The following is a 25,439-nucleotide window of genomic DNA, read 5'->3' on the forward strand; positions in this document are numbered from 1 at the left end:
GATGCTATCGCGCCTCGTCGAGCTCAGGCGTGGCGGGCGTCGCGGCTGGTGCGTTGCTTCGTTCGGACTGAGGCGTGAGGCCATCGCGCTGCGCGGGCGGCATGTCCGGCAACCGCTCGGCGGGCCGCGCGCCAGGCGCGAGGAAGCGGTGACGGTTTTCCGCCCAGGCGCGTAGGCAAGCTGAATCGCGCGGGCCGGCTTCGCCGAGCGCCTGGCAACGGATCAACTCGTCACGCAGCGGATCGCTCTGCGATTGAGTGGCGCGGCCGGACGGCCATAGCTCGGGCGGCTCCTCCTTCCGGGTCATCTCGATCGCCGTGGCGGTGACCGCGACCGCGACGAATACAACCGCCCCGACCCGCGCGAGCATCTTGCCGTCCATGACCACGTCCTCAGTTGCCGCTCGGGAACATGCGGGCGTTGCCGGGCTGATAGCCGCTGCCTGGCGTCAGAAATCGGCGACGCTGTTCGCGACCCTGTTCAGCCGCGGCGGCGCGCTCGGCCTCGGAAAGGCTCTGGGCACGCCCGTTGGCGGCGACGACGGCGGTGAGGTCGGCGAGCTGCTGGGCTTGAAGGGCGAGAAGCTGATTGCCGGCCTGTGTCGCCTGCAAGGCGCCCGTCGCGCCCTGGCTCTGGCCGACCAGTGCCGACATCTCGCCGCGATTGGTGTCGATGTTGCCGACGACGCCCGCCTGCACGCGCATGGCGTCCTGCAAACCGCCGACGGTGTTCTGCCAGCGCTCGCGCGCTCCGGCGACGAGCGCCTGATCGGAGGCCGACATCGAGGCGTTGCCGTAGGTCGACGTGAACGCCTGGTCGATGCGCTGGACATCGTAGGCGATGCCCTGCGCTTGTTGCAGGAGCTGCTGGGTTCGCTGGACGGACTGCTGAAGCTGCTGCAGCGAGGAGTAAGGCAGGCTCGCCAGATTGCGCGCCTGGTTGATCAGCATGGTGGCTTCATTCTGAAGCTGGGTGATCTGCTGATTGACCTGCTGAAGCGTGCGAGCGGCCGTCAGGACGTTTTGGGCGTAGTTGGTCGGATCGTAGACGACCCACTGCGCGGCTGCCGGCGGGGCGAAGATCGGCGACAGCGCGAGCGGCGCGGCGAGTAGCGCGGCGCTCATGCGCAGCGCGCGCGAGCGGGAATGAACGGAACGGGTCATGGGCGTGCCTCCGGATTATGTTGGGGGGTGACGTTGGTGAGGTCGGCTACGAGGTCGGCGGCCCAGGCGAGCCGGTTTTCGGCCAGCCACTCGGTGAGAAACCCGTCCGTGCCGCTACGGGCGTGAACCGCGGCGATCAGTGCCTGATGCTGTTTCGACGAGGCCGCGCAAAGCGCGAGCGCCACATCCGACAGGCCCAGCTCGAAGAGCCTGTTTCCCCTGCGGCTCTGGCAGTAGTAGTCGCGCTTGGGCATCGCCCGCGCGAGGATCTCGATCTGGCGATCGTTTAGGCCGAAGCGGCGATAGATGGCGGTGATCTGCGGCTCGATCGCGCGTTCGTTCGGGAGCAGGATGCGGGTCTGGCAGCTCTCGATGATGGCGGGCGCAATCGCCGATCCGTCGATATCGGAGAGGGATTGGGTGGCGAAGATAACGCTGGCGTTCTTCTTCCGGAGCGTCTTCAGCCACTCGCGGAGCTGACCGGCGAAACCGTCGTCGTCCAACGCGAGCCAGCCCTCATCGACGATGAGCAGCGTCGGCCGCCCGTCGAGGCGGTCCTCGATACGGTGGAAGAGATAGGCCAGCACGGCGGCGGCAGCACCGGTGCCGATCAATCCCTCGGTCTCGAAGACCTGAACATCGGCTTCGCCGAGATGCTCGGCCTCAGCGTCGAGCAGCCGACCATAGGGCCCGCCGACACAATAGGGTCGGAGCGCCTGCTTCAGGTCGTTGGACTGGAGCAGGACGGAGAGGCCCGTCAACGTGCGCTCCGCGACGGGCGCCGATGCCAGCGAGGTCAGGGCCGACCAGAGATGCTCCTTGACCTCGGGCGTGACCGTTACGCTCTCGCGGGAGAGGATCGCGATCAGCCAGTCGGAGGCCCAGGCCCGCTCCGCGACGTCGTCGATGCGGGCCAGCGGTTGCAGCGACACCCTGTCGTCGGCGCCGTCCGTTAGGCCACCGCCCAGGTCATGCCAGTCACCACGCATGGCGAGCGCCGCGGCGCGGATCGATCCGCCGAAGTCGAAAGCGAAGACTTGGGATTGCGGATAGCGCCGGAACTGGAGCGCCATGAGTGCGAGCAACACCGACTTGCCGGCGCCGGTCGGCCCGACGATCAGCGTATGACCGACATCGCCGACGTGGATGGAAAGCCGGAACGGGGTCGAGCCCTCCGTTCTGCCGTAAAGCAGTGGGGGTGCATCGAAGTGCTCGTCCCGTTCCGGTCCCGCCCACACCGCCGACAGCGGGATCATGTGGGCGAGATTCAATGTGCTGATGGGTGGCTGCCGGACGTTGGCGTAGACGTGGCCGGGCAGCGAACCTAGCCAGGCGTCCACGGCATTGATGGTCTCGGCCATCGCGGTGAAGTCGCGGCTCTGAATGATTTTCTCGACCAGCCGGAGCTTCTCGGCGGCGATGCGCGGATCGTCGTCCCAGACCGTGATCGTGGCCGTCACATAGGCCTGGCCGGCATAATCGGCGCCCAGCTCCTGCAGCGCCATGTCGGCGTCGGCCGCCTTGTTCGCCGCATCGGTGTCGACGAGCGCCGAGGCCTCGTTCGTCATGATTTCCTTGAGGATGGCCGCGATCGACTTGCGCTTGGCGAACCATTGCCGCCGGATCTTGGTCAGCAGCTTGGTGGCGTCGGTCTTGTCGAGCAGTACCGCGCGCGTCGACCAGCGGTAGGGAAAGGCCAGCCGGTTCAGCTCGTCGAGAATGCCGGGCGTGGTCGCGGTCGGGAAGCCGACGACGGTGAGGATGCGCAGATGCGCGTTGCCAAGCCGGGGCTCGAGGCCGCCTGTGAGCGGCTGATCGGCCAGCAGCGCGTCGAGATACATCGGCGTCTCGGGAACACGGACTCGATGCCGTTTCGTCGAGATGGTCGAATGCAGGTAGGTCAGCGTCTCGGCATCATCGAGCCACGCGCATTCCGGCATGAAAGCGTCGATGAGGTTGAGGATGCGGTCGGTGCGGTCGGCGAAGCCGCGCACGATCTCATGTGCGTCAACGCCGGTATGTTCGCGGCCCTCGTAGAGCCAGGTTTCGGCGCGCGCCGCATCCTCGGCCGGGGGCAGATAGAGAAAGGTGAGGAAGTAGCTGGACTCGTAATGCGCGCCGGCTTCCTCGAAATCGGCCTTGCGTTCGGCATCGACCAGCGCCGAGGCGCTGTTGGCGAACATGCTGGCGGGATAGGTCGCAGCGCCGTGCCGCTGTGCCTCGACGAAGATGGCCCAGCCGGAGCCGAGGCGGCGAAAGGCATTGTTGAGGCGGCCGGCGACCGCGACCAGCTCGGCCGGTACGGCGCTGTCGAGGTCAGGTCCGCGAAAGCGTGCAGTGCGTTGCAGGCTGCCGTCCTTGTTCAGTACGACGCCTTCGCCGACCAGCGCGACCCAGGGAAGGAAGTCGGCGAGCCGGGTGTTACGATTACGATATTCGGCAAGGTTCATCATCGGTGTCGCTCCTCAGACCGACAGGTGGCCGGGGATGCGCAGATGCTTGCGCACGACGTCGACGAACTGCGGATCGCGCTTGGCTGCCCAGACGGCCGCGAAGTGCCCCACCGCCCAAAGGGCGAGACCCACTAGCCAGAGGCGGAGGCCGAGACCGAGCGCGGCCGCCAGTGTGCCGTTGAGGATGGCGAGCGAACGTGGGGCGCCGCCGAGCAGGATGTGCTCGGTCAGCGCCCGGTGGACGGGCACGGAAAAGCCCGGAACCTCGCCGCCATGATCCGCGCCGTCGGCCATCAGACGAGCGCCCCGCCGCCGAACGAGAAGAACGACAGGAAGAAGCTGGATGCGGCGAAGGCGATCGACAGGCCGAACACGATCTGGATCAGCTTGCGGGCGCCACCCGACGTGTCACCGAAGGCCAGCGTCAGCCCGGTGATGATGATGATCATGACCGCGATGATCTTGGCGACCGGTCCCTCGATCGATTCCAGGATCGACTGGAGCGGGGCTTCCCACGGCATCGATGAGCCCGACGCATGCGCGGCCGGTGCCAGTGCGAGCGTGAGGAAGGTGACGGACGCCGCCGTGGCGATGTGGCGGCGAAAGCGCAAAGCATGCTTGATCATGACGGGTCTCCTGTGAGGGGTTGGCTTGCGGGCGTGACGCGGTAGTCGCCGTTGGGGCCGAGGCCCTCGATGCGGGCGAGTTCGGCAAGCCGGCGCGAGGCGCCGCGGCCGGAGAGCACGGCGACCAGATCGATCGTCTCGGCGATCAGCGCGCGGGGGACCGTGACGACGGCTTCCTGGATAAGCTGTTCCATTCGGCGCAGCGCGCCGATGGCGGTGCCGGCGTGGATCGTCCCCACGCCTCCCGGGTGGCCGGTGCCCCAAGCCTTGAGAAGATCGAGCGCCTCGGAGCCGCGGACCTCGCCGATGGGAATGCGGTCGGGTCGCAGGCGGAGCGAGGAGCGAACAAGATCGGAGAGCGAGGCGACGCCGTCCTTCGTCCGCATGGCGACGAGGTTGGGCGCGGCGCATTGCAGCTCGCGCGTGTCCTCGATCAGGACGACGCGATCCGAGGTCTTCGAGACCTCTGCCAGCAGCGCGTTGGTGAGGGTCGTCTTGCCGGTCGAGGTTCCGCCGGCGACGAGGATGTTGCGCCGATCGGCAACGGCCTGGCGCAGCGTTTCGGCCTGATCCGCCGCCATGATTCCGGACGCCACATAGTCGCCGAGCGTGAACACAGCGACGGCGGGCTTGCGGATCGCGAAAGCCGGCGCGGACACCACGGGAGGCAACAGCCCCTCGAACCGCTCCCCCGTCTCGGGCAGTTCGGCCGAGACCCGCGGGGCGCCTGGATGAACTTCGGCGCCGACGTGATGGGCGACAAGGCGAATGATCCGCTCGCCATCGGCGGGCGACAGTCGTTCACCGGTGTCGGAAAGACCCTCTGAAAGCCGGTCGACCCAGAGCCGCCCATCGGGATTGAGCATCACCTCGACGATCGCGGGATCTTCCAGAAACGTGGCGATCGCTGACCCGAGGGCTGTGCGCAGCATGCGCGCGCCGCGAAGGATCGCCTCCGATTTCTGGTGAGGTGCCGCCACGTCGTCCCCGTTCTCTTGCGGGTCCGCGATGCGCGGCCCTGGATCGGGGATGAGTAGAAGAGGCAGAAATCATGGCCTGACAACAACCATGATGTGGCAGTCGTACTGTGGCGTACAAAGACAGGAAAACGGCGGAACGCCCGAATACTTGTGATGCGCGGATCAGTGATTATTCCGCGTCACGCGCGGGCGGGATGTCTTCCGCAATCTCCTGTCTGAGCTTCGGTCCCTGCGCGAGTCGTCGGCCGAGCGCGGTCACGAAGGCTTCGTAGCGCTCGGCCGCCTTGGCGCGTGCCGCGACCTGGGCCGGCTCCGGCAACGGCGGATTGGACGTCAGCCAGAAACGGATGAATACAGCTAGCGTCTCGACCGATATGCCGAGGTCGCGCTCCATTCGCGCCAGGCGACGGTCGAGTTGATCGAGCCGCTTCGTCGTGGCTGCCTCCTGCCGCTCAGCGGCGTCCGGCGAGAGAAACGAAGCAATGCCAGCCTCGGCAACCAGCGATAGGGACAGGTCTCGCCGCGCCGCATGGGCCGCGAGCGCCTTCATGACATCCGGGTCGAGATACACGGAGAGGCGTTGCTTTTTCGGAGGCTTGCTCACCGACACATCCTAAAGTTCGATACCGTCGCCCGGATCGAGCGAGGCTTGGCGGGCGACTTGGCGCATCGTCTGCGTCATGCGGCTCAGGCGTGCGGCATCCTCGTCGACATCGTCACGGGGATCGATCTCGAATTCATTTTCGAGCACCGGCTTTCGCTCGACGGCCTGGGTCCGGCTCAGTTCGGGTTGATGCCGGCGTTCGGAATCCGTCGGATCGTCATCGGACCCGTCCTGCACTGCGATGACCGTGCTCAGCTTGGGAGCCGCCGGTATGGCGAGCGTGCTCCAGTCGTCGGTCATTGCGCTCGCCGGCTTGGTGAGTGTGGGCGGCGTGAGGATGCGTTCCTGAAATCTGCGATCCTCGTAGTAGCGGGCCTTCTTCGCCCGGATCGGCGGAATGCCGGCGACCATGACGATCTCGTCGGAGGGCGGGAGCTGCATGATCTCGCCGGGCGTCAGCAACTGTCGGGCGGTCTCCGAGCGCGATACCATCAAGTGGCCGAGCCAGGGCGATAGCCGGTGGCCAGCATAGTTTTTCATCGCCTTCATCTCGGTCGCGGTGCCGAGGGCATCCGAAACGCGTTTGGCCGTGCGCTCGTCATTGGTCGCGAAGCTCACGCGGACATGGCAATTGTCCAAAATTGAGTTGTTAGGGCCGTAGGCCTTCTCGATCTGATTCAGCGATTGCGCGATGAGGAAGGCCTTGAGGCCGTAACCGGCCATGAAAGCGAGCGCGCTCTCGAAGAAGTCGAGGCGGCCGAGCGCGGGAAACTCATCGAGCATGAGCAGCAGGCGGTGCCGGTTGCCCTTAGCCTGCAAGTCCTCCGTCAACCGGCGTCCAACCTGATTCAAGATTAGGCGGATCAGTGGCTTGGTCCGATTGATGTCGGATGGCGGGACCACGAGGTAGAGCGTCGTCGGACGCTTGCCGCCGACCACGTCAGCGATGCGCCAGTCGCAGCGGCGGGTTACTTCCGCGACCACCGGATCGCGATACAGACCGAGAAAGGACATCGCGGTCGACAGCACGCCCGACCGCTCGTTGTCCGACTTGTTGAGCAGTTCACGAGCCGCGCTGGCGATCACCGGATGAGGCCCGGCCTCGCCGAGATGGGCGGTCTTCATCATCGCCGCGAGCGTCGATTCGATCGGCCGCTTCGGATCGGACAGGAAGGCCGCGACACCCGCCAATGTCTTGTCGGCCTCGGCATAGAGGACGTGCAGGATCGCGCCGACCAGAAGCGCGTGCGACGTCTTCTCCCAGTGGTTCCGCTTCTCGAGCGAGCCTTCCGGGTCAACCAAAATGTCGGCGATGTTCTGCACGTCACGGACTTCCCATTCGCCGCGGCGCACCTCGAGCAGCGGATTGTAGGCCGCCGACTTCGCGTTTGTGGGATCGAACAGCAGCACGCGGCCGTGCCGGGCGCGGTAGCCGGCGGTCAGGGTCCAGTTCTCGCCCTTGATGTCGTGAACGATCGCCGAGCCCGGCCAGGTCAGGAGCGACGGCACGACCAGGCCCACGCCCTTGCCGGAACGTGTCGGCGCGAAGCACAGCACATGCTCCGGGCCGTCGTGGCGAAGATACTCGCGCTCATGCCTGCCGAGCACGACGCCGTCTGGACCGAGGAGGCCGGCGGCCTTCACCTCTTCAGGCCGCGCCCAGCGGGCTGAGCCGTAGGTCTCCACATTCTTCGCTTCGCGTGCCCGCCACACGGACATGCCGATGGCGACGGCGATGGAGATGAACCCGCCGGACGCTGCGATATAGGCGCCCTCGACGAAGATCGGCGGGGCATAGGCGTCATAGAAATACCACCACCAGAAGAAGGCCGGCGGATAGTAGATCGGCCATCCGACGAGCTCGAACCAGGGCTGGCCGAGCTGAGGCTGGAAGCCAAGACGATAGGCCGTCCATTGCGTCGCGCCCCAGGTCGTCATCAGCACGATCAGGAAGACGGTGAGGATCTGGCCCCAGAGGATCTTCGTCGCCGACATGGCGGGCACTCCTTTCTTAGTTGGGTTACATGCCGAGGCCGCGATTGCGGCCGAAGCTCCAGTCGACGCCGCCGGGGCCGCGCGAGACGCCCGAGACGTGCTGACCGTGCTGCCGTTCGAGGGAGGGCGACCAGGGCACGAGCTGGAACCCGAGGCCGTCGTCGATCATGGCGAAGCGGCCCGAGGCGAGCGCGAAGCGCTGGCGGTAGGTGCCCGCCACATACTCGCCCGATCCGGCCTTGGTGAACGGACGCCCGGTTTCGGCCGCGAGCTTTTCGCCGAGCGCTTCGACCTCGCGCTGGCGCAAGGTTTCGATGAGGCCCGGCGAGAAGCTGACGCCGCGCGTCTGCCGCTCGGCGAGGCCCTGGCCAACGAGATGCTCGGCACGTCGGTCCATCGCTTGGCGCACCTCCGCGCCGAAGCCGCCACCGCCAAGGGCTACCGGCTCGCGGGCGATCGCCTGCCGGTCGAGCCAGGTGGCGCCGGTCGCATGGACCTGCCGCTCAATATCGAGATCCGAGCGAACGGCGAGCGCGACACGCCGGCGGCCCTGCGCGTCGTCGAACTTGCGCAGCTCGACGATCGAACCCGGTGCGCTGTCGCCGGCGGCGTCGAGATCGGCGAGCTTGATGTGGTGGGTGCGCCCGTCGGTGCCGTCGACTACGGCATAGGCCGTGCCCTTCAGCTCGTCATCGAGGCCGCGGTCGACCAGCCGGCCGATGACCGGATCGTCGATGCTCTCGCCGGCGAGCACATAGCTCGCGGCGCCGCGTTCGATGCCGCGTTCAGTCAGGCCGCGGTGGATGCGCTTGATGATGTCGCCACGCTCGCCGAGCGCGCGCAGCGTCTTCTCGGCATTCTCCGATACGACCCATTGGCCGGGACCGACCTGATCGGCGAGGCCGAGTGTCTCCAGCTTGCGCAGCCGACCGACCTTCAGCGCGTGGAATTCGTCTGGCTGCCGATCGGGATGTGGGGCGAGGTCGGCGACGCCGGTGCGATAGCTATCGCGGGCAATCTGGCGATCGAGATCGGTCCAGCGTTCCGCCTCGACCTGACGCCCCAGGTTGCGGCGGATCTCGTGATCGGTGCGCGGTCCCAGCTCCTGGGTGACGAGGTCCTGCGCGCGGGCGCGCATGCCTTCCTTGATGTAGTCGCGGGAGATGACGAGGTCCTGGCCGTCGTCAGTCCGTCCCCGCAGGATGATATGGACATGCGGGTTGTCGGTGTTCCAGTGATCGACGCCGACCCAGTCGAGCTTCGTGCCCAGGTCCTTCTCCATCTGCCCCATCAGTTCGCGGGCATAGGTCTTGAGGTCGCTCATCTCGGTCGCGTCCTCTGGTGAGACGATGAACCGGAAGTGATGCCGATCGTCCTGGGTGCGCTCGGCGAAGGCCTTCGGATCGGAGTCCTCGGTCTCGGCACCAAACAGGTGGGCCTTCTCCCCATCCCGGGTGACGCCCTCGCGGCGGAGATAGCTGAGGTGGGTGGAGAGCGGCGCAGCCCGCGCGCTATGACGGACGACGCGTGTCTTGATGACCGTGTTTCGCGATCGGCTCGTGAGCAGCCGATTGGCCTGCACGGTCGCGCGCTGTCCGCGTCCAAACCGCGAGCGATTGCCCTTGCTGATCTGGCCGGAGCGCGAGACGCGTCCACCGGCTCGCTGCGCGGCTGCCAGCGCCTGCGCGATAAAGGGCCGCGCAGCTTGAGCCCGGGTCGAGCGGATGCGGCCAGGGCGAATGCGGAAATCGTCCTCTCCGCTCATGGCCAAGGCCCCGCACATCGCGCAAAGCCAAGGAAATTCCTCAATAAAACGCGAGAGCGCAGGCTGCGCCGATCAGGCGCACCTCGCGCAAATGCGCCATAAGTCCCTGAAAAAACACGACCGCACCAAGCCGCACCTCGCGCGCTTTTATCTCGCCATCGTGCGGTTGTGCTGACTGCTCCTCCTCTCCGGACCGCCATTTGCCCGCCAGACCACGCCACAATGCGAACGGGTGCGAACGCGGTCATTGCGGGCCACCGGCGACATTGCGCGCGACGAAAAGGCCATCGGTGCGCGAAGCCGCCGGGCCTTGATCGCGCTCCGGTGCAGACGCCGTGCTGTTACCGGGCGCGCCTTCGGACTGCGTTGGCGCGGCAGGTCCGCTGCCGGCCGACTGCACGACGAAGAGCGGCGCCCGCGTCCAGGCGAGCGGATCGGCAGCCGCCACCACGACTGGGCCGGCGAGTTCTCCGCCGCCGACAATTGGGGCGAGCGTCGTGACATAGGCGCGCGTCTCGGCCGGCAATGGGCGACCGGCGAGATACTCTTCGTAACGGCCCGGTCCGGCGTTGTAGGCCGCCAGGAAACCGGGCGATCCGTAGCGATCGTGCATGTCGCGCAGATACGCGGCGCCCGCCAGGATGTTGTCGCGAGGATCGTAGGGGTTGCTGCCGAGTCGATGGCGAACGCGCAGTTCGGCCCATGTGGCGGGCATGATCTGCATCAGGCCCATCGCCCCGGCCGACGAGATGGCGCGCACGTCGCCGGCGCTTTCGACGCGCATGACGGCGCGAATCCACGCTTCCGGGACGCCGAACCGCTGCGCCGCCTCGGTGATAAAAGCACCATAGGGATCACTGCGCGACGGCCGCTCGGCGGACGCCTGCTGTGCTCCGGCCGGGCTCGCCCCCGGCGCGGCGAGGATCAGGCCGGAAAGGAGAAGGAGGGCTGCACGTCGGAGGGTGATCCTCCCTCCGACGGCAGGCTGACGGCGCGCGGCGGGCATCGTTAGTCCCGCTCGCCGCGCTTCGGCGGGCGATTCCAGTGCAGGCCCCAGGCGGACTTGTCGTCGGCCGACTGGAACAGATTGGCGCGGATCGGATGTTCGAAGGTCGGATCGTCGAGCTGCAGCGAGACGTATTCGCCGGCCTTCTCGCCGGTGCGCTTCCAGCCCGCGCCGATCTCCGCGCCGGTCTCGTTGCTTATGGTGTCAAGCACATGGACGCGGTAGTCCGGCGCGTTCTCGGCATCGGACGGTTCGGCCGCGACGATGATGATGTCCTGATGCAAGGACAGCGTCGTCAGGTGGCCGATGAAGCCATCATTTTCGCGCATGAATTGACCGATCACGGGCATGGGTCGTCTCCTTCAGATTGCGGTGGGCAGGGTCATGGGCGGGCCGTCACCGCGTCGGCGCGCGCCAGACGAAGCGGCCATCGCCGTCCTCGTCGGTGTAGAGGGGGGTGGCCCGGCCGATCACGGCGGTGGCCGGAAGCGGGCCGAAATAGCGGCCGTCGAGGCTGTCGCGGACCTGCCAGTTCATCAGGAACAGTTCGCCGTTCGCGACCAACCGGCAGCCCTGCCAGATCGGGAGCGGGCGACCGCGACGATCGCGATCAAGGGCTTCACCCATCGGTACACCGTCGACCGTGATGGCGAGCCCGGACCGGCAGACCCGCTGTCCCGGTAGCGCGGCGACGCGCTTCAACAGCGGCACGCCGCGCGGCAGGTAGCCGCCGTCGGACAGGAAAGTGGCGAGTGGCTCGGGGGCATCCACCGCGACCAGATCGGTCACGGCGACCGGGCCGGGTTCTTCTATCGTGTAGAAGCCGACGGGCGTGCTGGCGGACGCGTTCCAGATCAGCTTCGGCGCGAACGATGCCACGGAGGCGATGCCGAGAAGCGACACGGCCACTGTCGTGACGATGGCATAGGAGAGCCGGGTCATGCGCCGATCTCCCGGCGCAGGAGAAATGCGCGATGCTGCCGAAGGCCATAAGCGCGTGGCGTTTCGCCGACGGTCATCCGGTTGTGGACGTGGCGCCAATGGTCCGGCGAAACGTCGATCGGGTCGATGCCGCGCGCCTCGATGGCGTCGATGAGCTGGAGCACGCGCTCGACCTTCGGCCAGCCATCGACATGCAGCAGAACCTCTGCGCCGGGCGCGACCGTCGGAACGGTCTGGCACGCTGCGTTGCGCTCGACCGTGCGCAGGATGTCGAGCCGCGAGAGGACAGTGCCGTGCTCGTTGGCCGCCCAGCGCACGAGCGCGAAGACGCTGCCGGGAGGGAAGAAGAGGATGCGACGGCGGCGGTCGAGGATCTGCTCGCGCCGCTCGCGGCCGAAGCGGACCCAGTACTCCGTGTGCTTCTCGATCCAGACGAGTTCGACCTGGGTGAACGCTTCGGGCGGCAGCTCGTCGGCAGCACGGCCGACGCGTTTTGGCACGGCGACAAGGCCGGTCATTGTCCTTCTCCTGACGGGGGTGGAAACTCGCGCTCGAACAGCGCACGCAGCATGTCGGCGACGGTCTGGCCGCGCTGAAAGGCGGCGATCTTGATGCGGCCGCGCATGTCGGCGGTGACGTCGATCGTCAGCCGGGCCGAGAAGTCCTCGGCGGGCTGACTGCGGGAGGCATGGCGTTCGGGCGCCTTGATCCAGTCTTCGGGATCGGCCGGACGCGCCGCAAAACTGCGCTTCGGGGACCGTTCGCTCATGCGCCGATCCTCGCGACTTCCGCTGCGAGCGCGGCGATCTCGCGCGCGCCAGGGCAATTCTCGTCCTGCTCGGCGGCGAGCCGGCCGGTCTGAACGACATCGGCGAAGACGATGCGCTGGCCGATCGTCGTCGAGAGCAAGGGCGGGTCGTGATCCGCCAGCGTCTCGGCGGTCTCGCGGGCCAGAACCGTGCGGGCCGCGCAGCGGTTCAGCACGAAGCGTGCGGCGAGCTGCGGGCGATAGATGCGCGCCTCGCCGAGCAGCGCGAGCATTTCGGCGGAGGCCCAGCCATCGAGCGGCGATGGCTGCACCGGGATCAGCACGAGATCGGCGGCGAGCAGCGCCGAGCGCATCAGCCCGGCGACACGGGGCGGGCCGTCGATCACGACATGGTCGGCGTTGCGGGCCAGTTCCGGCGCTTCTCGGTGGAGCGTGTCGCGGGCCAGGCCGACGACACCGAACAACCGCTCCAGCCCCTCCCGGCTGCGTTGCTGGGACCAGTCGAGCGCAGACCCTTGCGGATCGGCGTCGATCAGCGTGACGCGCTGTCCACGGCGAGCCCATTCGCCAGCAAGGTGCAGGGCGAGCGTGGTCTTGCCGACGCCGCCCTTCTGGTTGAGCAGCGCGACGATCATGACGATCTCCCGGCGATCGGGGACTCGTCCACAGCGGCCGAAAAACGCGGTCGCGTTAGAAAGATTCCGTAGGAATCTAAGTTAGATAAGTTAGAGGGCTCGCAAGCTACTGATTCACCGCGAGGAATCGATGATTCCGGTCCCCGATAGCACGAGAGTCCGGTCCCCGATGGCACGATAGTGCCGGTCCCTGATAGCACGAGACGATTCACAGCTTATCCCCAGGGCGAGAGTTGCTCCGGCGACGACGGCGCGGGATGCCGAGGGCATCCGGGTCGGTCGGCACGAAGGAGAGGATTTCCGGTCCGCCGAGGCCCTGCTCGATGGTCAGGCGGTAGCCCGGCAGAGGCTGCCGGCGGACGATGTCCCGCAGGTCGTAGGCGAAATGCTTGAGCGGCGAGAGCGAGCCGGACTTGGCGTGGAGATGCGGAAAATCGAAGCTCCAGCCGAATTCCTGCTTGCCGCCGTGCTTGCGCACGAGGCGATAGAGCCAGCGCTCCAGGCCGCCCGTCAGGCCGAAATAATTGCGGTCGATCGTCAGTACGAGCGCGTCGTCGAGCACGGCGGCGTAGAACCAGTCCGGCACGATCAGCTCGAGGCCGAGCGGGCGGCCTTTGCCGTCGGCGCGCTCTTTCCACTCGTTGATCCAGGAGAAGCGGTGCAGCCGCCGCTCCGTCGGCTGGCGGATCGACGTCGCGATGGTGGTCGACTGAAGTCGGTCGAGCGCGGCCTTCAGCCGCTCATAGTCCCGCAGGCTGACGCCGCGGCCGATGAACTGAAGAATCTCGTAGGGCGTGGTCGCCATCAGACGCGATGGGCGCAATCCGTGGTCTCGTGCCTCGACGATCTGGGAGGCCGCCCAGATCAGCACGTCGGCATCCCAGATGGTGGCCATGCCGTGCTCGGGGACGGCTTCGACACGGATGACGATGGAGCCGGTTTTGAAGTCGATAGGCGCCACCCGCTTGGACTTGCCGAGCGCGAAGAACGGGTACGCCATCAGGTCCTGCGCATCGCGCAGCGCGAGATCGCCGGGCAGCGCCCGGAAGAGATCGAGCTGCTCGCGTTCGCTGCTGTGATGGCGCGCCGACATGCCCGGACTCAGCGCGGGAAACGTTCGGCGACCGCAGGGGAGACGGCCTGGCGCTTGGCCGGAAGAACGGTGCCGCCGCGCGGATCGGAGGTCGAGGTGACGAGACCGCGATCAGCCCAGGCTTGAAGGTCGTCAACGGAATAGACGACGCGGCCGCCGAGTTTGCGGTAGGTCGGGCCGGTCCCGTAGGTGCGATGCTTTTCGAGGGTGCGCTCGGAAAGCCCGAGGAAGCGGGCTGCCTCCTGCGTTCTCAGGTATCGTGGCGGTAGATTGGCGGCTTTTTCGGCCATGATCGAACCTCCGTGGTCTCGCGGGTGGCCGCTGCGAATAAGCGGCGGGTTGCGAGCACGGTGGCGCGAAGACGGCGCCCCGGACGATGTCGAAGTAAGATGCTAAAATCGACACGCGAGCGGGTATCAGCGATCCCGGCGTGGGCGACGCAGCAATGTCCGATAGCCGCCGCGAACGAGCTTCATGCCGTCGCGGGCAAGACGGATGGTGATCTCCCGGATCGGGTCGCCGACCCAGGATGCTGCATCGATCTTGTGCTGGGGGAAGAGATGCTCCGCGACGGTGCGGTAGATGGCGCCGCTCGCGCGCGCGTCGATGGCGCGCAACATCTGGCGGGCGCGCTGACGTCTTTGTGGCGTCAGGCGTGGATCGGGCGGCACGCGCTTGCCGAACATAGCGTGCCAGAGGCGTTCAACCGCGGTCAGCCGGTCGGGTGTCAGTTCATCGAACATGATGAACGCGCCAAGAGGGCGGGCATCATCAACGCCGATCAGGGCGACGTCGTGGGGTTCGCCGCGCAGTACGAGCCGGATCAGACCAGGATCATGCTCGATGATGGCGTGGGCGTGAAGATCCTCAACGCGGAGGCGGAGATGTCTCGCCGGGTTAGGTCCGACGGTGAACGGAAGTGTCGCGGGATCGGTTTGCGGGGTCCAGAAGATCGGCTGGATTAGCGCCGAGTTGCGAGGGTCGGCGACGAAATCGCAACCCCCATCGTTCAGCGAATTCCTGAGCGATAGCTTCGGTAAGGCGCCCGGTGGCTACCAAGTCACGGTATGCGTTCCGATAATCGGGGTTACGACGCAAGAACTCCCAAGCAAGATCGCCGGGGGTCAACTTATCGATGTAGTCATAGGCGGCCTCGGACCGCCAATCTTCATCTTCGGACATCCTTCTCTGCCTCTGCGCAAATTCGTGCAACGCGAGTTATGCGGCAGATACGATTCCCGGTTGAACGAGGCGGGGGAAGGACGAAGTGGGCGCGACGTGATGCGGTTTGCGCATCACCTTAATGAAGGCGACACTGAAGAAGCTCGCAGAAGCCGCTTTTCGTCATCCATTTCGCGCGGTCGAGATGGCTGGTGTAGACGTGCAAGGCGCGCTCCGGATCGGCGCCCGCATCGAGATTGAACAGCACCGCGACGACCTCACGCCAATCCGCGCCCTCACTCTCGGCGTCGAGCAGCCGGACGTAGAGCTTCAGATGTGCGTGGTCATAGGCCGTGAGCGCTGCCCCGGACGGCGGCTGATCAAGAAAGTCGTCTTTGGTCACAACATCCCCCGATCGCGAGATGTATCCAATCCGGAGGGAATTGTTAACGATGATTTTATCGGAAGGATGACGCAAGGCCCGGCTGCGGGAGGTTGAGCCAACGCGGCGAGGTGTCGAACGTCAGGTTTCCTTCTTTGCATCGACGAGTAGCACTCCCTTGCCCTGATCGGAGTTCAGGAAGACGATGCCGGCGCGTTCGAAGGCCCTTCGTACCTCATCGCGCGTACTCTCAAAGACCTCGAGACCACTGGTGGATTCGAGGCGCTTGAGCGCAGTCAATGAGACCCGGGCCTTGTCAGCGAGCGTCTCCTGTGTCCAACCCAGCAACGCGCGTGCGGCCCGAAACTGTCGGGCGGTGATCATGCATGATCACCTCCCATACGGACCTACGCGCACGCCAAAACTACGACTATAATAGTCGTTCTCGGCGTGATTTTCTAGCAAGAAGTGCCTGCGAGGGCTCGGTGCGATCCAAAAACGCGGCGACTGATTCGGTCGCCTGGCTGTCACAACCGAAGGCCCCGACCTTCCGGCCGGGGCCTTGCGCGGAGCCTCAGTCGCCGCGCCGCCCGTTGGGGCGGGACCAGATCAGCGAGAAGGTGTCTTCGCCTTCGTCGTCGAACAGGTTGGCGTAGATCGGTGCGTTGAAGCTCGGATCGTCGAGCTTGAGGCCCAGATAGTCGCGGCCCTCGTTGGAGCGCTTGGACCAGGCGGCGCCGATCTCGGCGCGGCCGACCAGGACCCGGTGGCTGGGAGCGTTCTCGCCGGTGGCGCGCTGGTCGGGGACGATGCGTACGTTCTTGGCCTGGACGCTGAGGGTGACGATGTCGCCGGTGAACTCGTTCGAGCCGCTCTTCTTGAAGGTGCCGATGGTCGCCATTGTAAGTCTCCGTTTTCCGTTCCCGAGCCGCACCATTGCGGCCTCGATGGCGATCGGTTGGCCGGAGGCGATCGACGGCGCACCCCGAAGGGGCCTGACAGCTAAGGAGGGCTTTCTTGTCTCGCGAGGAATGACGGCGCAGCCGGCAGGGGAAGAAAGTTTGACGCGGCTGTTGCGTCATAGGCGATCGAGGCGAAGCCGGCCTTCGGCCAGATCAGGCCATTGGAGAGGCCGTTTGGAGCGGTCGCGTGACGGACAGAAAGGAAGAGATGGCGGCCCGCCGCTGCCGCCAAGATGACATCGCCACGAACCTCACCGGCGAGCTGTCGTCCTTTGTCTGGGCCGATCACGGCATCCTGACCCGGCCTGCCTCCGGCGGACGTCCCCGCATCAACGGATCTCGGTTCTCGCTACGACGGCTGACGCTTCGCCTGCGCCCGCCGTGGGTCGCTCTCAGGGCCGAACGACGATCCGCTTTCCAAGCCCCGCAACCGCCCATTCTCCTGACGGGGATCGCCGCTTCGATCATCGCGCTGGCCCGCACCATGACGACATGCGTGACGTCAGGCCCGCGCGAGGTCCCGGCCGGTGGGGCCGCTGGCCGTGGCCATTCCCGCGACCCGGACGAAGGCCGTGATGCCGACAGCGATGGCCCCGACGACGGAGAATGTGATCTGCCAAGCGTCCGACGGCATCAGGTGCTTCACGATGCCATGGGTGGCGTGGAAGCCCGCGACGGCGGCGGGCGCGACGAAGATGACGGCGACGCAGAGCTTCAGCCACATCGGCCGCGCGAAGGTGATGAGGAGCTGGCCGACCGCGAAGGTGACGGCCGCGGCGACGAGGCCGACCAGGATCGCGCCGGGAATGCCGGCGCCGGTGCCGTGGGCCCAGGCTCCTGCGGCGAAGCCGACGAAGGCCGGCAGCGCGAAGACGGCCAGCGTGAACAACAGCCAGCAAAGCAGGCCTATTGCTGCGAGGGATGCGAGTATAGCGAGGATGATCATAGTGGTGGCCTCCGTGCCAAAAGGTCTGACGGTTGCGCCTGCCACCACCACCACGGCGCGACCGCACTATAGCTGAAGGTCGACTGCGCCGGGAGCGGAAATCGCGGCGGATTTCCGCTTCGGCGGACCGGGTTGCCCCGGTCAGGCGAAAGGATCGATCTCATGGACAATCGCGGCGGTGTCGCCGTCGTACTCGCTGGCGGGCATCACGGAATGCGTGCCGTCGCCGGCCTGGAAGATGACGATGGCGGCCATCAGCGAGGTGGCGAGGCTGAAGGCGAAGGCATGTGCTTGCTTGAGGGACATCGACCCGGCTCCTGTTTCGAGCGGAGGACCATCCCCCGCTGACAGGCGCCCGAAGTGTCGGACTGGTCGCTGCAATCACCGCGCAGGCGCAGCCGCAGCGGCGGCATGCTCGCATAGCCGACCCTTTACGGGTTGATGGCACCAAGCGGCCAGTCTGACCAAGGATCAGCGCAGAGAAGCGGGTGTGGTGCTCGGCGCCGCGAGCCGGTCCTGTCCCGTCAGTCGGGAAGCACCTGCATTCGCCATGCCGGTGCGTTGGCGATGAAGTCCCGGTAGGCATAGTTGATAAGGTCGCGAACCAGCTCGAGCAGCCCGCCGACCGGCAGTCCGTCGAAGGGATCGCCATGCGCCATGCCGTTGCGCCGCTGGCTGAGGCTGGGCTTCGCGTCGCCGGTGACGAAGCCGATCGCGGTGCCGCCGGTGCGGACGGTCATCGGGATGTGCGCGTCGGTCAGGCCGTCGACGTCGACCATATGCTTCAGCAACGCCGCGAAGGGGCGGCTCTTCTTCGGAATCTTGTCGCCATATCGGTCCATCGTGGCGAGTTCGAGGGCGATCAGCGCCGCAAGCTCGCCGGCTTTCAGCACGTCGAGGTCGACCCAGCCCAGGAGGTAGAGCGTCTGCGCTCGTGCGAACTTCGCGCGCACGACGTCCGGGATGCGCTCGTCGATGCCGAGGCTGACGATGAATTTCCGCCAAGTCTCGGGATCGTTGAATTGAAGGAATCCACCGGGCATTCCCGGCGATGGCCAGGGAATGATGAGTGGTTCTGAGCGCGGCGGAAGGTCCAGGTCGAGATTCAGCGGCGTCTCCTTTCTGATATTCCGGCGCGCAATAATACTCGCGATCGGCAAGTATTGCGAAGTCTGACGGCGCTCACGCGCCGCCGAACTTCCAGACCGGGATGCCGAGCTTCTTGGCCTTGTCGGCGAGGTTGTCGTTGATGCCCGTGCCCGGGAAGTGCATCACGCCCTTCGGCACGATCTCCAGCATCTCGTCGTTGCGCTTGAAGGGCGCTGCGCGGCCGTGCTTCGTCCAGTCGGGCGCGAAGCCGATCTGCGGCACGTTGCGGTTCTTCGCCCAGAGCGAGGCGATCTTCTCCGCGCCCTTCGGCGACTTGCCGTGAACGAGGACCATGTCGGGGTGCTTCTCGTGCACCTGGTCGAGCTTGGCCCAGATCAGCGGGTGATCGTTGAAGTCGAGCCCGCCGGTGACGACGATCTTCGGGCCGGGAGGAAGAAGGACTTCCTGTTCGGCACGCTTCTTCGCCATAAGGAAATCGCGGCTGTCGATCATTGCCGAGGTGAGATTGCGATGGTTGACCTTCGATCCGCTGCGCGGGAGCCAGGGCTTGCCGACGTGGCGCTCGTAGTGCTCGGCGGCCTGGTCGCGCATGAGCTCGAAGGCGGCTTGGCGCTCGATGAGAGTCATGCCCTCGGCGATCTGGCGCTCGAGTTCGACCGATTTCACCTCGCTGCCGTCCTGTTCCCGCTGCGAGCGCTTCTGGGCCTGCTCGTTATCGTCGAGCTCGCGTGCGATCCGTTCGGTGGCGCGATGGAAGACGTTGACGGTCGACCAGAGGAGATCGTCGAGGTCGGGTTCGAGGCGTGTGTCCTCCAGCGTGACGATCAGCGCGTCGAAGATGTCGGCGACGGCGCCCGCGACTGCGTTTCCGTCCGGAAGAAGCCGCTGGTCCGGTTCGTCGGCGAAGGGCCGGTAGCCGTGGAGCTGCAATTCGTTGAGGACGTGGTCGGTGGGTGAGGATTCGTGGTGGGGTTCGAAGTCGTCGTGGTCGTCCATGGGATGCTCCGTCGGTAGGACCGCGACCGTCGCGGCCTTCATGGCGACGAAGCCCATCGGCGGGACGGCTCTGCACCCGGAGCGCAGCGAAGGGCAGGAGCGTCAGCGGAGGATGGCGAAGGCCGGCTATTTTGCCTCGCGATGGAAAGGCGCGGCACGCGCCGCCGGAAAATAGTCGGCCGCCGCCATTGCCGGGCCGGCCCGACTGTGGGCCGATCGCCCTCTCGAAGGCCGAGGCGCGGTCCTCTCAGACGGTATGGGGCATCCGGACGGGCCTGACGGCACCGCCGCCGCCTTCCTGCCTGCCGGCTATGCCACTAGCGCCATGAAACGCACCACGTCCTGCGGCCCGATCTGCATCCGGGTCTGGCTTCTGAGCGCGTCGATGCCGAGGGTGCGGAGATCCTCGTTGAAGTCGCCGAGCTGGGGCGAGATGACGATCGCCTCGATGCCGGCCGCGTTCGCCCGTTCGACCAGGCTGTCGCGCGCACCGTCACCGGCCGGATCGTCGTCGCGCAGGACGTAGAGCCGCCGCAGCGTGTCCGGGAACAGGATGGCGGCGAGATGGGCTGCGGAGAGCGCCGCCAGCATCGGCATGTCGGGCAAGACCTGCCTGACCGACAGTACGGTCTCGATGCCTTCGCCGGCCGCCATGACTTCGCCGCCCGTGCCGAAGCGCACCGCGTTGCCGAGAAGATCGCCCATCGCCCGCCTCGGCGTGTCGAGTGGCGCCTTGTCGCGGCGTCGCGGGTCGAGCCAGGTCCGATGCGCTCCGGTGATCCTGTCGCGGAGGTCGGTGACGGCTGCGATCATCGCCGGCCAGGTCTCGGTCGGAGAATGCTCGTCGGGCCGATAATAGCAGCGCGGGTGGAAGCGCAGGTTTCCGGTTCCGCGTAAATCCGTAATGCCGCGTTCGCGTAAGTACGATTGTACGAGCGTGCCGGTGATCGGCTGCGACATGCCGATCAGGCGGCGGGCTGCCTCGGGCGATCCGTGCGGCGCTGGCGCCTGACGTGGGTTCGCCGGCATCGGCGTGGATGCGGGCATGCTGAGGAAGGTCCGTGCCTCGTCGGCGACGTCCTTGAAGTCGATGAGGCCGCAGCTCTCCCGGATCACGTCGAGAAGATCGCCATGCTCGCCGGTCGCGGCGTCGGTCCATTTGCCGGCCGGACCTTTCGGAGAGTCCTTGAGCCGCACATACATCGAGCGACCGGGCGTGTTGCGCACGTCGCCGACCAGCCAGTAGCGGCCCTCGCGCCGCCCGCTGGAGAGGTAATGGCGACACACCGCCTCGGCCTGCCGGCCGAGACGCTGCGCGAGATCGGAAGCATCGCGACGCGACATCACGCGGCCTCCCGTTCGGAGATGCGCGCCACCGGATAGGTGTCGAGTAGCTTGGTGAGGATGCTCACGCCGCTGGCGTCGGCCGGTACGAAGAAGCGGAGCTTCCACGAGATGATCTCGCTGAACAGGCCATAGGCCCGCAGCCGCTCGCGCATCGCCTCGGTGAAGCCGGTCAGCTCCAGGCGATAGGCGCTCATGACGCGGGCGCGGCGAAGCTGGAGGCCCTCGGCGAGATCGAGGACCGTACTGCCCTCCATCAGCGCGGCGAAGGCATGTTCCGGCGTCAGCGTGCTCGCCCCCTGCGAGGCGGCGTTGGCGGCCCAGGCCGGCGAGACCCGGCGGCCGATGATGCGCTCGCCCGCGTCGGTCTGGAGCCGATACACCCGCGTCGACTCGTCCGGCAGGCGCTTCCAGATCGGCAGCAGCAGGCCAGCGACGATGTGGATCGTGCTGTCGGAGAACTCCGGGATGTCGGCAAGCTCCGCTTGCCATGCCGCGGCGAAGCGAGCGCGATCAGCTTCCTCCCAATGGCTTTCGTCCATCATGCGCAGCGGCGCATAATGCTGCTCCATCGGCCGGATCAGGCAGACGCGGCGTTCGATCTCGCCATCGTCGAGCATCATCGACGGCGCCGGCATCTGCACGGCGGAGCGCCCCGAGCGACCGTTCACCAGCGGGCGCGCGCGAGGATCGGCGAGATGGCCCAGTGCATCGGCGAGTGAGATCGGGCGATTGCGCTCCCGGCGTGTGATGGTGAGCAGCCGCGTCTCGGCGCCGGTGCCGGGATGGACGTGGATGACCTGGCTGTCGGTGACCACGAAGCTCTCGGCCTGCAACGTCTCCAGCCCGACGTCATAGTGACCGCTGCGGATCGCGCCCTCGATCTTCGCCGTCAGAAGCTGCTCGAACGCGGTGAAGAGGATACCCTGCAACTCGATGGTCAGCGCCAGCAGCCGGTTGAGGAAGGTCGTGATCGGCGGCAACTCATCCTTGATGCCGTTGTCGTCCATCAGCTTCAGGCCGGTGGCGGACTCGAAGCGATCGAGCGAGCAGCCCTCGACCTTGCCGCGCACGAGCAGCAGGTAGAGCTGGCGCAGCGCGTCGCGCGCATAGTGGGATTCGAGATTGTCCTCGGACCGGAACAGACCCTGACCGCCGGTCTGGCGCTGGCCGCGCGTGATGGCGCCGAGCGTGTCGAGCCGGCGCGCGATGGTCGAAAGGAAACGCTTCTCGGCCTTCACGTCAGTCGCGATCGGCCGGAAGAGCGGCGGCTGCGCCTGGTTTGTACGGTTGGTGCGGCCGAGCCCCTGGATCGCCGCGTCAGCCTTCCAGCCGGGCTCCAGGAGATAGTGGATGCGCAGGCGCTGGTTCCGGGCGGCAAGGTCAGCGTGGTAGCTGCGACCCGTCCCGCCGGCATCGGAGAAGACGAGGACGCGCTTGTCGTCGTCCATGAACGCGGCCGCCTCGGAGAGGTTGGCCGATCCCGCCCGGTTCTCGACCGTAAGGCGGTCGCCTTTGCGAACCACGCGCCGCGAGCGGCCGGTCACCTCGGCGACCACGTCCGTGCCGAACCGCTGGACGATCTGGTCGAGGGCTCCGGGCACGGGCTCCAAGGATGCGAGGCGCTCGATCAGCTCATCGCGGCGAGCGACGGCATCCCGGCTCTCGACCGGCTGGCCGTCCCGGTAGACCGGCCGCGACGACAGGTTGCCCTCGCTGTCGGAAAACGGCTCGTAGAGCTGTACCGGGAAGGAATGGGCGAGGTAGTCGAGGACGTATTCGCGCGGCGTGATGTCGACGCGGACGTCATTCCACTCCTCGGTGGGGATCTCGGCCAGCCGCCGCTCCATCAGGGCTTCGCCGGTCGAGACGATCTGAATGACGGCGGAATGGCCGGCCGCCAGGTCCTGCTCGATCGAGCGGACCAGCGTCGGCGTCTTCATACTGGTCAGCAGATGACCGAAGAAACGCTGCTTGGCGCTCTCGAAGGCTGAGCGCGCGGCGGATTTCGCTTGCCGGTTCAGCGTGCCGGTATCGCCGGTGATATTGGCGGCGCGCATCGCCGCGTCGAGATGATTATGGATGATGGCGAAGGCGCCGGCATAGGCATCGTAGATGCGGGTCTGTTCGGGTGTGAGCTGGTGCTCGACCAGCTCATATTCGACGCCGTCATAAGAGAGCGAACGGGACGTATAGAGGCCGAGCGCCCGAAGGTCGCGGGCCAGCACCTCCATCGCCGCGACGCCGCCATTCTCGACGGCTTCCACGAATTCCGCGCGGTTGGCGAAGGGGAAATCGTCGCCGCCCCACAGGCCGAGCCGTTGGGCATAGGCGAGATTGTGGACGGTGGTCGCGCCGGTCGCCGAGACATAGACCACGCGGGCGTTCGGCAGCGCGTGCTGGAGCCGGAGCCCCGCACGGCCTTGCTGCGACGGGGCGACATCGCCCCGTTCTCCCTTGCCGCCCCCGGCGTTCTGCATCGCGTGGGACTCGTCGAAAATGATCACTCCGTCGAAATCGGAGCCCAACCATTCGACGATCTGCTTGACCCGTGAAAGCTTCTCGCCGCGGTCGTCGGACCGTAGCGTGGCATAGGTGGTGAATAGGACGCCTTCGGGCAGCCGGATCGACGTACCCTGAGGGAAGCGCGACAGCGGCGTGACCAGCAAGCGTTCCATGCCGAGCGCCGACCAGTCGCGCTGGGCGTCTTCGAGCAGCTTGTCGGACTTGGAGATCCAGACTGCCTTGCGGCGGTCCTGGAGCCAGTTATCGAGGATGATGCCGGCAGACTGGCGGCCCTTGCCGGCGCCGGTCCCATCGCCGAGCATGAAGCCACGGCGGAAGCGGACCGCGTTCGGGGCATCGTCCGGCGCGGCGGTGACGAGATCGCCGGTCTCGTCCACGGTCCAGGCCCCGGCGAGATATTCGCCATGCGTCTCGCCGGCATAGATGATCGTCTCGAGCTGGGCGTCGGATAGGATGCCGTCGGCGACGATCGGCGCCGGCAGCGTCGGTCGGTAGCTCGGCTTTGGCGGCGCGACCGAGGCCATGGCGGCGGACTGCACCAGCTTGGTCGGATGCGGCTGTGCGCCGGCGATGCGGATCGACTGGAGCGCATAGGCCTCATAGATCGACTCCGACAGGCGGCCGGTCTCCGGCGGCGTCCAGTCGATGGTCTCATAGTCGAGCGGCACGCCTTCGAGCTGGGCGATACGGCGGGCGGGCTGGGCCGTCGCCGCGCGGGCGAGATAGCCTCGCACCGTGCGCGGCGTTGCGGCCGGTGTCGCGGCGGGACGCATGATCGAGACCGGCAGGCGTGCCGGAAGCTGCGCGTCGATCCAGCCGAGCAAGGTCGCGACATCGGGTGCGATCCCGGCCGAATCCGGGAAATGCTCGGGGTCCTCGGCCGGCGCTTTGTCGATGACGGTCAGGCGGGTCTCGATGGTCGTGCCGTGCTTGGCATAGACCGAGCCGGCGATCGCGGCGGTGAACACGACGCGGCCGCGTCCCTGCAGGCGCACGAAGGCGTCCCGCCAGGCCGGAAGCTCGGGCGAGAAGTTCGCGCCCGTGATGGCGACGAGGCGTCCGCCGTCGGCCAGCCGGGCCAGCGCCGAGGCGATGTGCCGATAGGCGGCGTCCGCGACCCGCCCGGTGACGTTCGCCATCACCGAGAATGGCGGGTTCATGATGACGACGCTCGGCACAGCGGCCGGATCGAGATGGTCGTCGATCTGGGCGGCGTCGAAGCGCGTGACGGGCATGGCCGGAAAGAGAGAGGTGAGAAGATCGGCGCGGGTCTCGGCCAGCTCGTTGAGGATGAGCGATGCGCCTGCGGTCTCGGCGAGGACGGCGAGCAGTCCGGTCCCGGCGGACGGGTCCAGCACGCGATCTGCCGGGGCCAATGTTGCCGCCGTCAGCGCGGCAAGGCCGAGCGGGATCGGCGTCGAGAATTGCTGGAAGGCCTGCGCCTCCTCGGATCGGCGCGTGTGCGTCGGTAACAGTCCGACGATCTTCACAAGCGCGGAGAGTCGTGAAGCCGGCGATGCGGCTTTACGGAAAAGCGGCTTTCCGTATTTGCGTAGGAACAGGACGGTCGCGACCTCGCAGGCGTCATAGGCGGCTTTCCAGTCCCACGCGCCGGCTGCGTCGGACGCGCCGAAGGCATCCTCCATGGCGCTGCGCAGCATGGCGGCATCAACGGTGCGGCCCTGTTCGAGGTGGGAGAGGATGCGTTCGGCGGCGGCGAGGATAGAGGCGGCCGGCGGCGTGTGGGGGACAAGCGGGAGCGAAGCCGCGTGAGCGGCTGGAAGCGGATCATGAAGCATGAGAGGAACCTCGGAGAGCGGAACAGGAGCGAGCCGGCCCGGCGCTCTCTCTCGACCGGACGGGCTCAAACCCGTCCCGGCCACCCTCTCACTCTGGCGCGGCCGGAACCCGGCCTGTCGCACCGGCTTCCGGCGGTGCGGATGGGACGCTAAGTTCTCGTAGGAAAACAAGCCGCTGTGCC

General features: G+C 66.8%; 29 protein-coding genes. 1 reads left to right on the forward strand and 28 read right to left on the reverse strand.

Features of this window, described 5'->3' with window-relative positions:
• Nucleotides 1-4 precede the first annotated feature (4 nt).
• The 9 genes from trbK-alt to CSW63_RS11270 all read right to left on the reverse strand — a co-directional run bounded on the left by trbK-alt (nt 5) and on the right by CSW63_RS11270 (nt 9,586).
• A complete protein-coding gene (gene trbK-alt, locus CSW63_RS11230) occupies nt 5-382 on the reverse strand; it encodes a putative entry exclusion protein TrbK-alt (RefSeq protein WP_099503704.1) in 378 nt (125 codons plus the stop codon).
• 10 nt (nt 383-392) lie between these two features.
• Nucleotides 393-1,163: a P-type conjugative transfer protein TrbJ gene (gene trbJ / locus CSW63_RS11235; RefSeq protein WP_099503702.1), complete on the reverse strand. Its 771-nt coding sequence runs from the start codon at nt 1,161-1,163 to the stop codon at nt 393-395.
• Nucleotides 1,160-3,616 carry a conjugal transfer protein TrbE gene (gene trbE / locus CSW63_RS11240; RefSeq protein WP_099503701.1) on the reverse strand — a complete coding sequence of 819 codons (2,457 nt, stop codon included), beginning with the start codon at nt 3,614-3,616 and terminating at the stop codon, nt 1,160-1,162. Before trbE ends, trbJ begins: the two co-directional genes overlap by 4 nt.
• Before the next feature lie 12 nt (nt 3,617-3,628).
• Entirely contained in the window at nt 3,629-3,910 is a 282-nt protein-coding gene (locus tag CSW63_RS11245) for a VirB3 family type IV secretion system protein (protein WP_099503699.1), read from the reverse strand.
• Nucleotides 3,910-4,242, reverse strand: coding sequence for a TrbC/VirB2 family protein (locus CSW63_RS11250; protein ID WP_099503697.1), 333 nt, complete (start codon nt 4,240-4,242; stop codon nt 3,910-3,912). The genes CSW63_RS11245 and CSW63_RS11250 overlap by 1 nt, the downstream gene beginning before the upstream one ends.
• On the reverse strand, nt 4,239-5,174 hold the full coding sequence (gene trbB, locus CSW63_RS11255) for a P-type conjugative transfer ATPase TrbB (RefSeq protein WP_211091093.1): 936 nt from the start codon (nt 5,172-5,174) through the stop codon (nt 4,239-4,241). Before trbB ends, CSW63_RS11250 begins: the two co-directional genes overlap by 4 nt.
• 217 nt (nt 5,175-5,391) lie before the next feature.
• Nucleotides 5,392-5,826 carry a CopG family transcriptional regulator gene (locus tag CSW63_RS11260; protein WP_099504016.1) on the reverse strand — a complete coding sequence of 145 codons (435 nt, stop codon included), beginning with the start codon at nt 5,824-5,826 and terminating at the stop codon, nt 5,392-5,394.
• Nucleotides 5,827-5,835: 9 nt separating this feature from the next.
• Complete coding sequence (locus CSW63_RS11265; protein ID WP_099503690.1) at nt 5,836-7,821, reverse strand: conjugal transfer protein TraG; 1,986 nt, start codon at nt 7,819-7,821, stop codon at nt 5,836-5,838.
• A gap of 25 nt (nt 7,822-7,846) precedes the next feature.
• Complete coding sequence (locus CSW63_RS11270; protein ID WP_099504014.1) at nt 7,847-9,586, reverse strand: VirD2 family relaxase/mobilization nuclease; 1,740 nt, start codon at nt 9,584-9,586, stop codon at nt 7,847-7,849.
• On the opposite strand from CSW63_RS11270, the gene CSW63_RS23380 reads away from it, so the two are divergent.
• The gene (locus CSW63_RS23380) at nt 9,585-9,761 is read left to right on the forward strand and encodes a hypothetical protein (RefSeq protein WP_168193640.1); all 177 of its coding nucleotides are present in this window, start codon (nt 9,585-9,587) and stop codon (nt 9,759-9,761) included. The genes CSW63_RS11270 and CSW63_RS23380 overlap by 2 nt on opposite strands.
• 69 nt (nt 9,762-9,830) lie before the next feature.
• Here CSW63_RS23380 and CSW63_RS11275 read toward each other — a convergent pair whose 3' ends face one another.
• The 19 genes from CSW63_RS11275 to CSW63_RS11360 all read right to left on the reverse strand — a co-directional run bounded on the left by CSW63_RS11275 (nt 9,831) and on the right by CSW63_RS11360 (nt 25,257).
• Nucleotides 9,831-10,592, reverse strand: a complete 762-nt coding sequence (locus CSW63_RS11275; RefSeq protein ID WP_099503688.1) for a lytic transglycosylase domain-containing protein — start codon at nt 10,590-10,592, stop codon at nt 9,831-9,833.
• A gap of 2 nt (nt 10,593-10,594) precedes the next feature.
• Complete coding sequence (locus tag CSW63_RS11280) at nt 10,595-10,942, reverse strand: DUF736 domain-containing protein (protein WP_099503686.1); 348 nt, start codon at nt 10,940-10,942, stop codon at nt 10,595-10,597.
• A gap of 46 nt (nt 10,943-10,988) precedes the next feature.
• Nucleotides 10,989-11,534 (reverse strand): S26 family signal peptidase, encoded by a 546-nt coding sequence (locus CSW63_RS11285; RefSeq protein WP_099503684.1) that lies wholly within the window; start codon nt 11,532-11,534, stop codon nt 10,989-10,991.
• Nucleotides 11,531-12,052 (reverse strand): DUF2840 domain-containing protein, encoded by a 522-nt coding sequence (locus CSW63_RS11290; RefSeq protein ID WP_099503682.1) that lies wholly within the window; start codon nt 12,050-12,052, stop codon nt 11,531-11,533. Before CSW63_RS11290 ends, CSW63_RS11285 begins: the two co-directional genes overlap by 4 nt.
• Complete coding sequence (locus CSW63_RS11295; protein WP_099503680.1) at nt 12,049-12,303, reverse strand: hypothetical protein; 255 nt, start codon at nt 12,301-12,303, stop codon at nt 12,049-12,051. Before CSW63_RS11295 ends, CSW63_RS11290 begins: the two co-directional genes overlap by 4 nt.
• On the reverse strand, nt 12,300-12,938 hold the full coding sequence (gene parA / locus CSW63_RS11300; RefSeq protein WP_099503679.1) for a ParA family partition ATPase: 639 nt from the start codon (nt 12,936-12,938) through the stop codon (nt 12,300-12,302). The genes CSW63_RS11295 and parA overlap by 4 nt, the downstream gene beginning before the upstream one ends.
• A gap of 208 nt (nt 12,939-13,146) precedes the next feature.
• Nucleotides 13,147-14,031 (reverse strand): replication initiator protein A, encoded by an 885-nt coding sequence (locus tag CSW63_RS11305; protein WP_099503677.1) that lies wholly within the window; start codon nt 14,029-14,031, stop codon nt 13,147-13,149.
• An 8-nt stretch (nt 14,032-14,039) separates the two neighbouring features.
• Nucleotides 14,040-14,321 carry an AlpA family transcriptional regulator gene (locus tag CSW63_RS11310; protein WP_099503675.1) on the reverse strand — a complete coding sequence of 94 codons (282 nt, stop codon included), beginning with the start codon at nt 14,319-14,321 and terminating at the stop codon, nt 14,040-14,042.
• 126 nt (nt 14,322-14,447) lie between these two features.
• Entirely contained in the window at nt 14,448-14,774 is a 327-nt protein-coding gene (locus CSW63_RS23525; protein WP_210408505.1) for a DUF2285 domain-containing protein, read from the reverse strand.
• 154 nt (nt 14,775-14,928) lie between these two features.
• Nucleotides 14,929-15,213, reverse strand: a complete 285-nt coding sequence (locus tag CSW63_RS23765) for a transcriptional regulator domain-containing protein (RefSeq protein WP_246842050.1) — start codon at nt 15,211-15,213, stop codon at nt 14,929-14,931.
• Nucleotides 15,214-15,331: 118 nt separating this feature from the next.
• The gene (locus CSW63_RS11325; protein WP_099503671.1) at nt 15,332-15,595 is read right to left on the reverse strand and encodes a DNA -binding domain-containing protein; all 264 of its coding nucleotides are present in this window, start codon (nt 15,593-15,595) and stop codon (nt 15,332-15,334) included.
• A gap of 120 nt (nt 15,596-15,715) precedes the next feature.
• Complete coding sequence (locus CSW63_RS11330; protein ID WP_024021493.1) at nt 15,716-15,958, reverse strand: helix-turn-helix transcriptional regulator; 243 nt, start codon at nt 15,956-15,958, stop codon at nt 15,716-15,718.
• A 190-nt stretch (nt 15,959-16,148) separates the two neighbouring features.
• Nucleotides 16,149-16,475: a DUF736 domain-containing protein gene (locus CSW63_RS11335; protein WP_099503669.1), complete on the reverse strand. Its 327-nt coding sequence runs from the start codon at nt 16,473-16,475 to the stop codon at nt 16,149-16,151.
• A 563-nt stretch (nt 16,476-17,038) separates the two neighbouring features.
• Nucleotides 17,039-17,482 (reverse strand): hypothetical protein, encoded by a 444-nt coding sequence (locus tag CSW63_RS11340; RefSeq protein WP_099503667.1) that lies wholly within the window; start codon nt 17,480-17,482, stop codon nt 17,039-17,041.
• A 141-nt stretch (nt 17,483-17,623) separates the two neighbouring features.
• Complete coding sequence (locus CSW63_RS23385) at nt 17,624-17,788, reverse strand: hypothetical protein (protein WP_162894760.1); 165 nt, start codon at nt 17,786-17,788, stop codon at nt 17,624-17,626.
• A gap of 218 nt (nt 17,789-18,006) precedes the next feature.
• A complete protein-coding gene (locus CSW63_RS11345; protein ID WP_199777575.1) occupies nt 18,007-18,642 on the reverse strand; it encodes a hypothetical protein in 636 nt (211 codons plus the stop codon).
• 22 nt (nt 18,643-18,664) lie between these two features.
• Nucleotides 18,665-19,588, reverse strand: a complete 924-nt coding sequence (locus CSW63_RS11350) for a DUF2493 domain-containing protein (protein ID WP_099504010.1) — start codon at nt 19,586-19,588, stop codon at nt 18,665-18,667.
• A 309-nt stretch (nt 19,589-19,897) separates the two neighbouring features.
• Nucleotides 19,898-20,932 (reverse strand): toprim domain-containing protein, encoded by a 1,035-nt coding sequence (locus CSW63_RS11355; protein ID WP_099503665.1) that lies wholly within the window; start codon nt 20,930-20,932, stop codon nt 19,898-19,900.
• Nucleotides 20,932-25,257 (reverse strand): strawberry notch family protein, encoded by a 4,326-nt coding sequence (locus tag CSW63_RS11360; protein ID WP_099503663.1) that lies wholly within the window; start codon nt 25,255-25,257, stop codon nt 20,932-20,934. Before CSW63_RS11360 ends, CSW63_RS11355 begins: the two co-directional genes overlap by 1 nt.
• Nucleotides 25,258-25,439: the final 182 nt, after the last annotated feature.

The organism is Caulobacter sp. FWC26 (assembly GCF_002742645.2).
Lineage (GTDB): Bacteria > Pseudomonadota > Alphaproteobacteria > Caulobacterales > Caulobacteraceae > Caulobacter.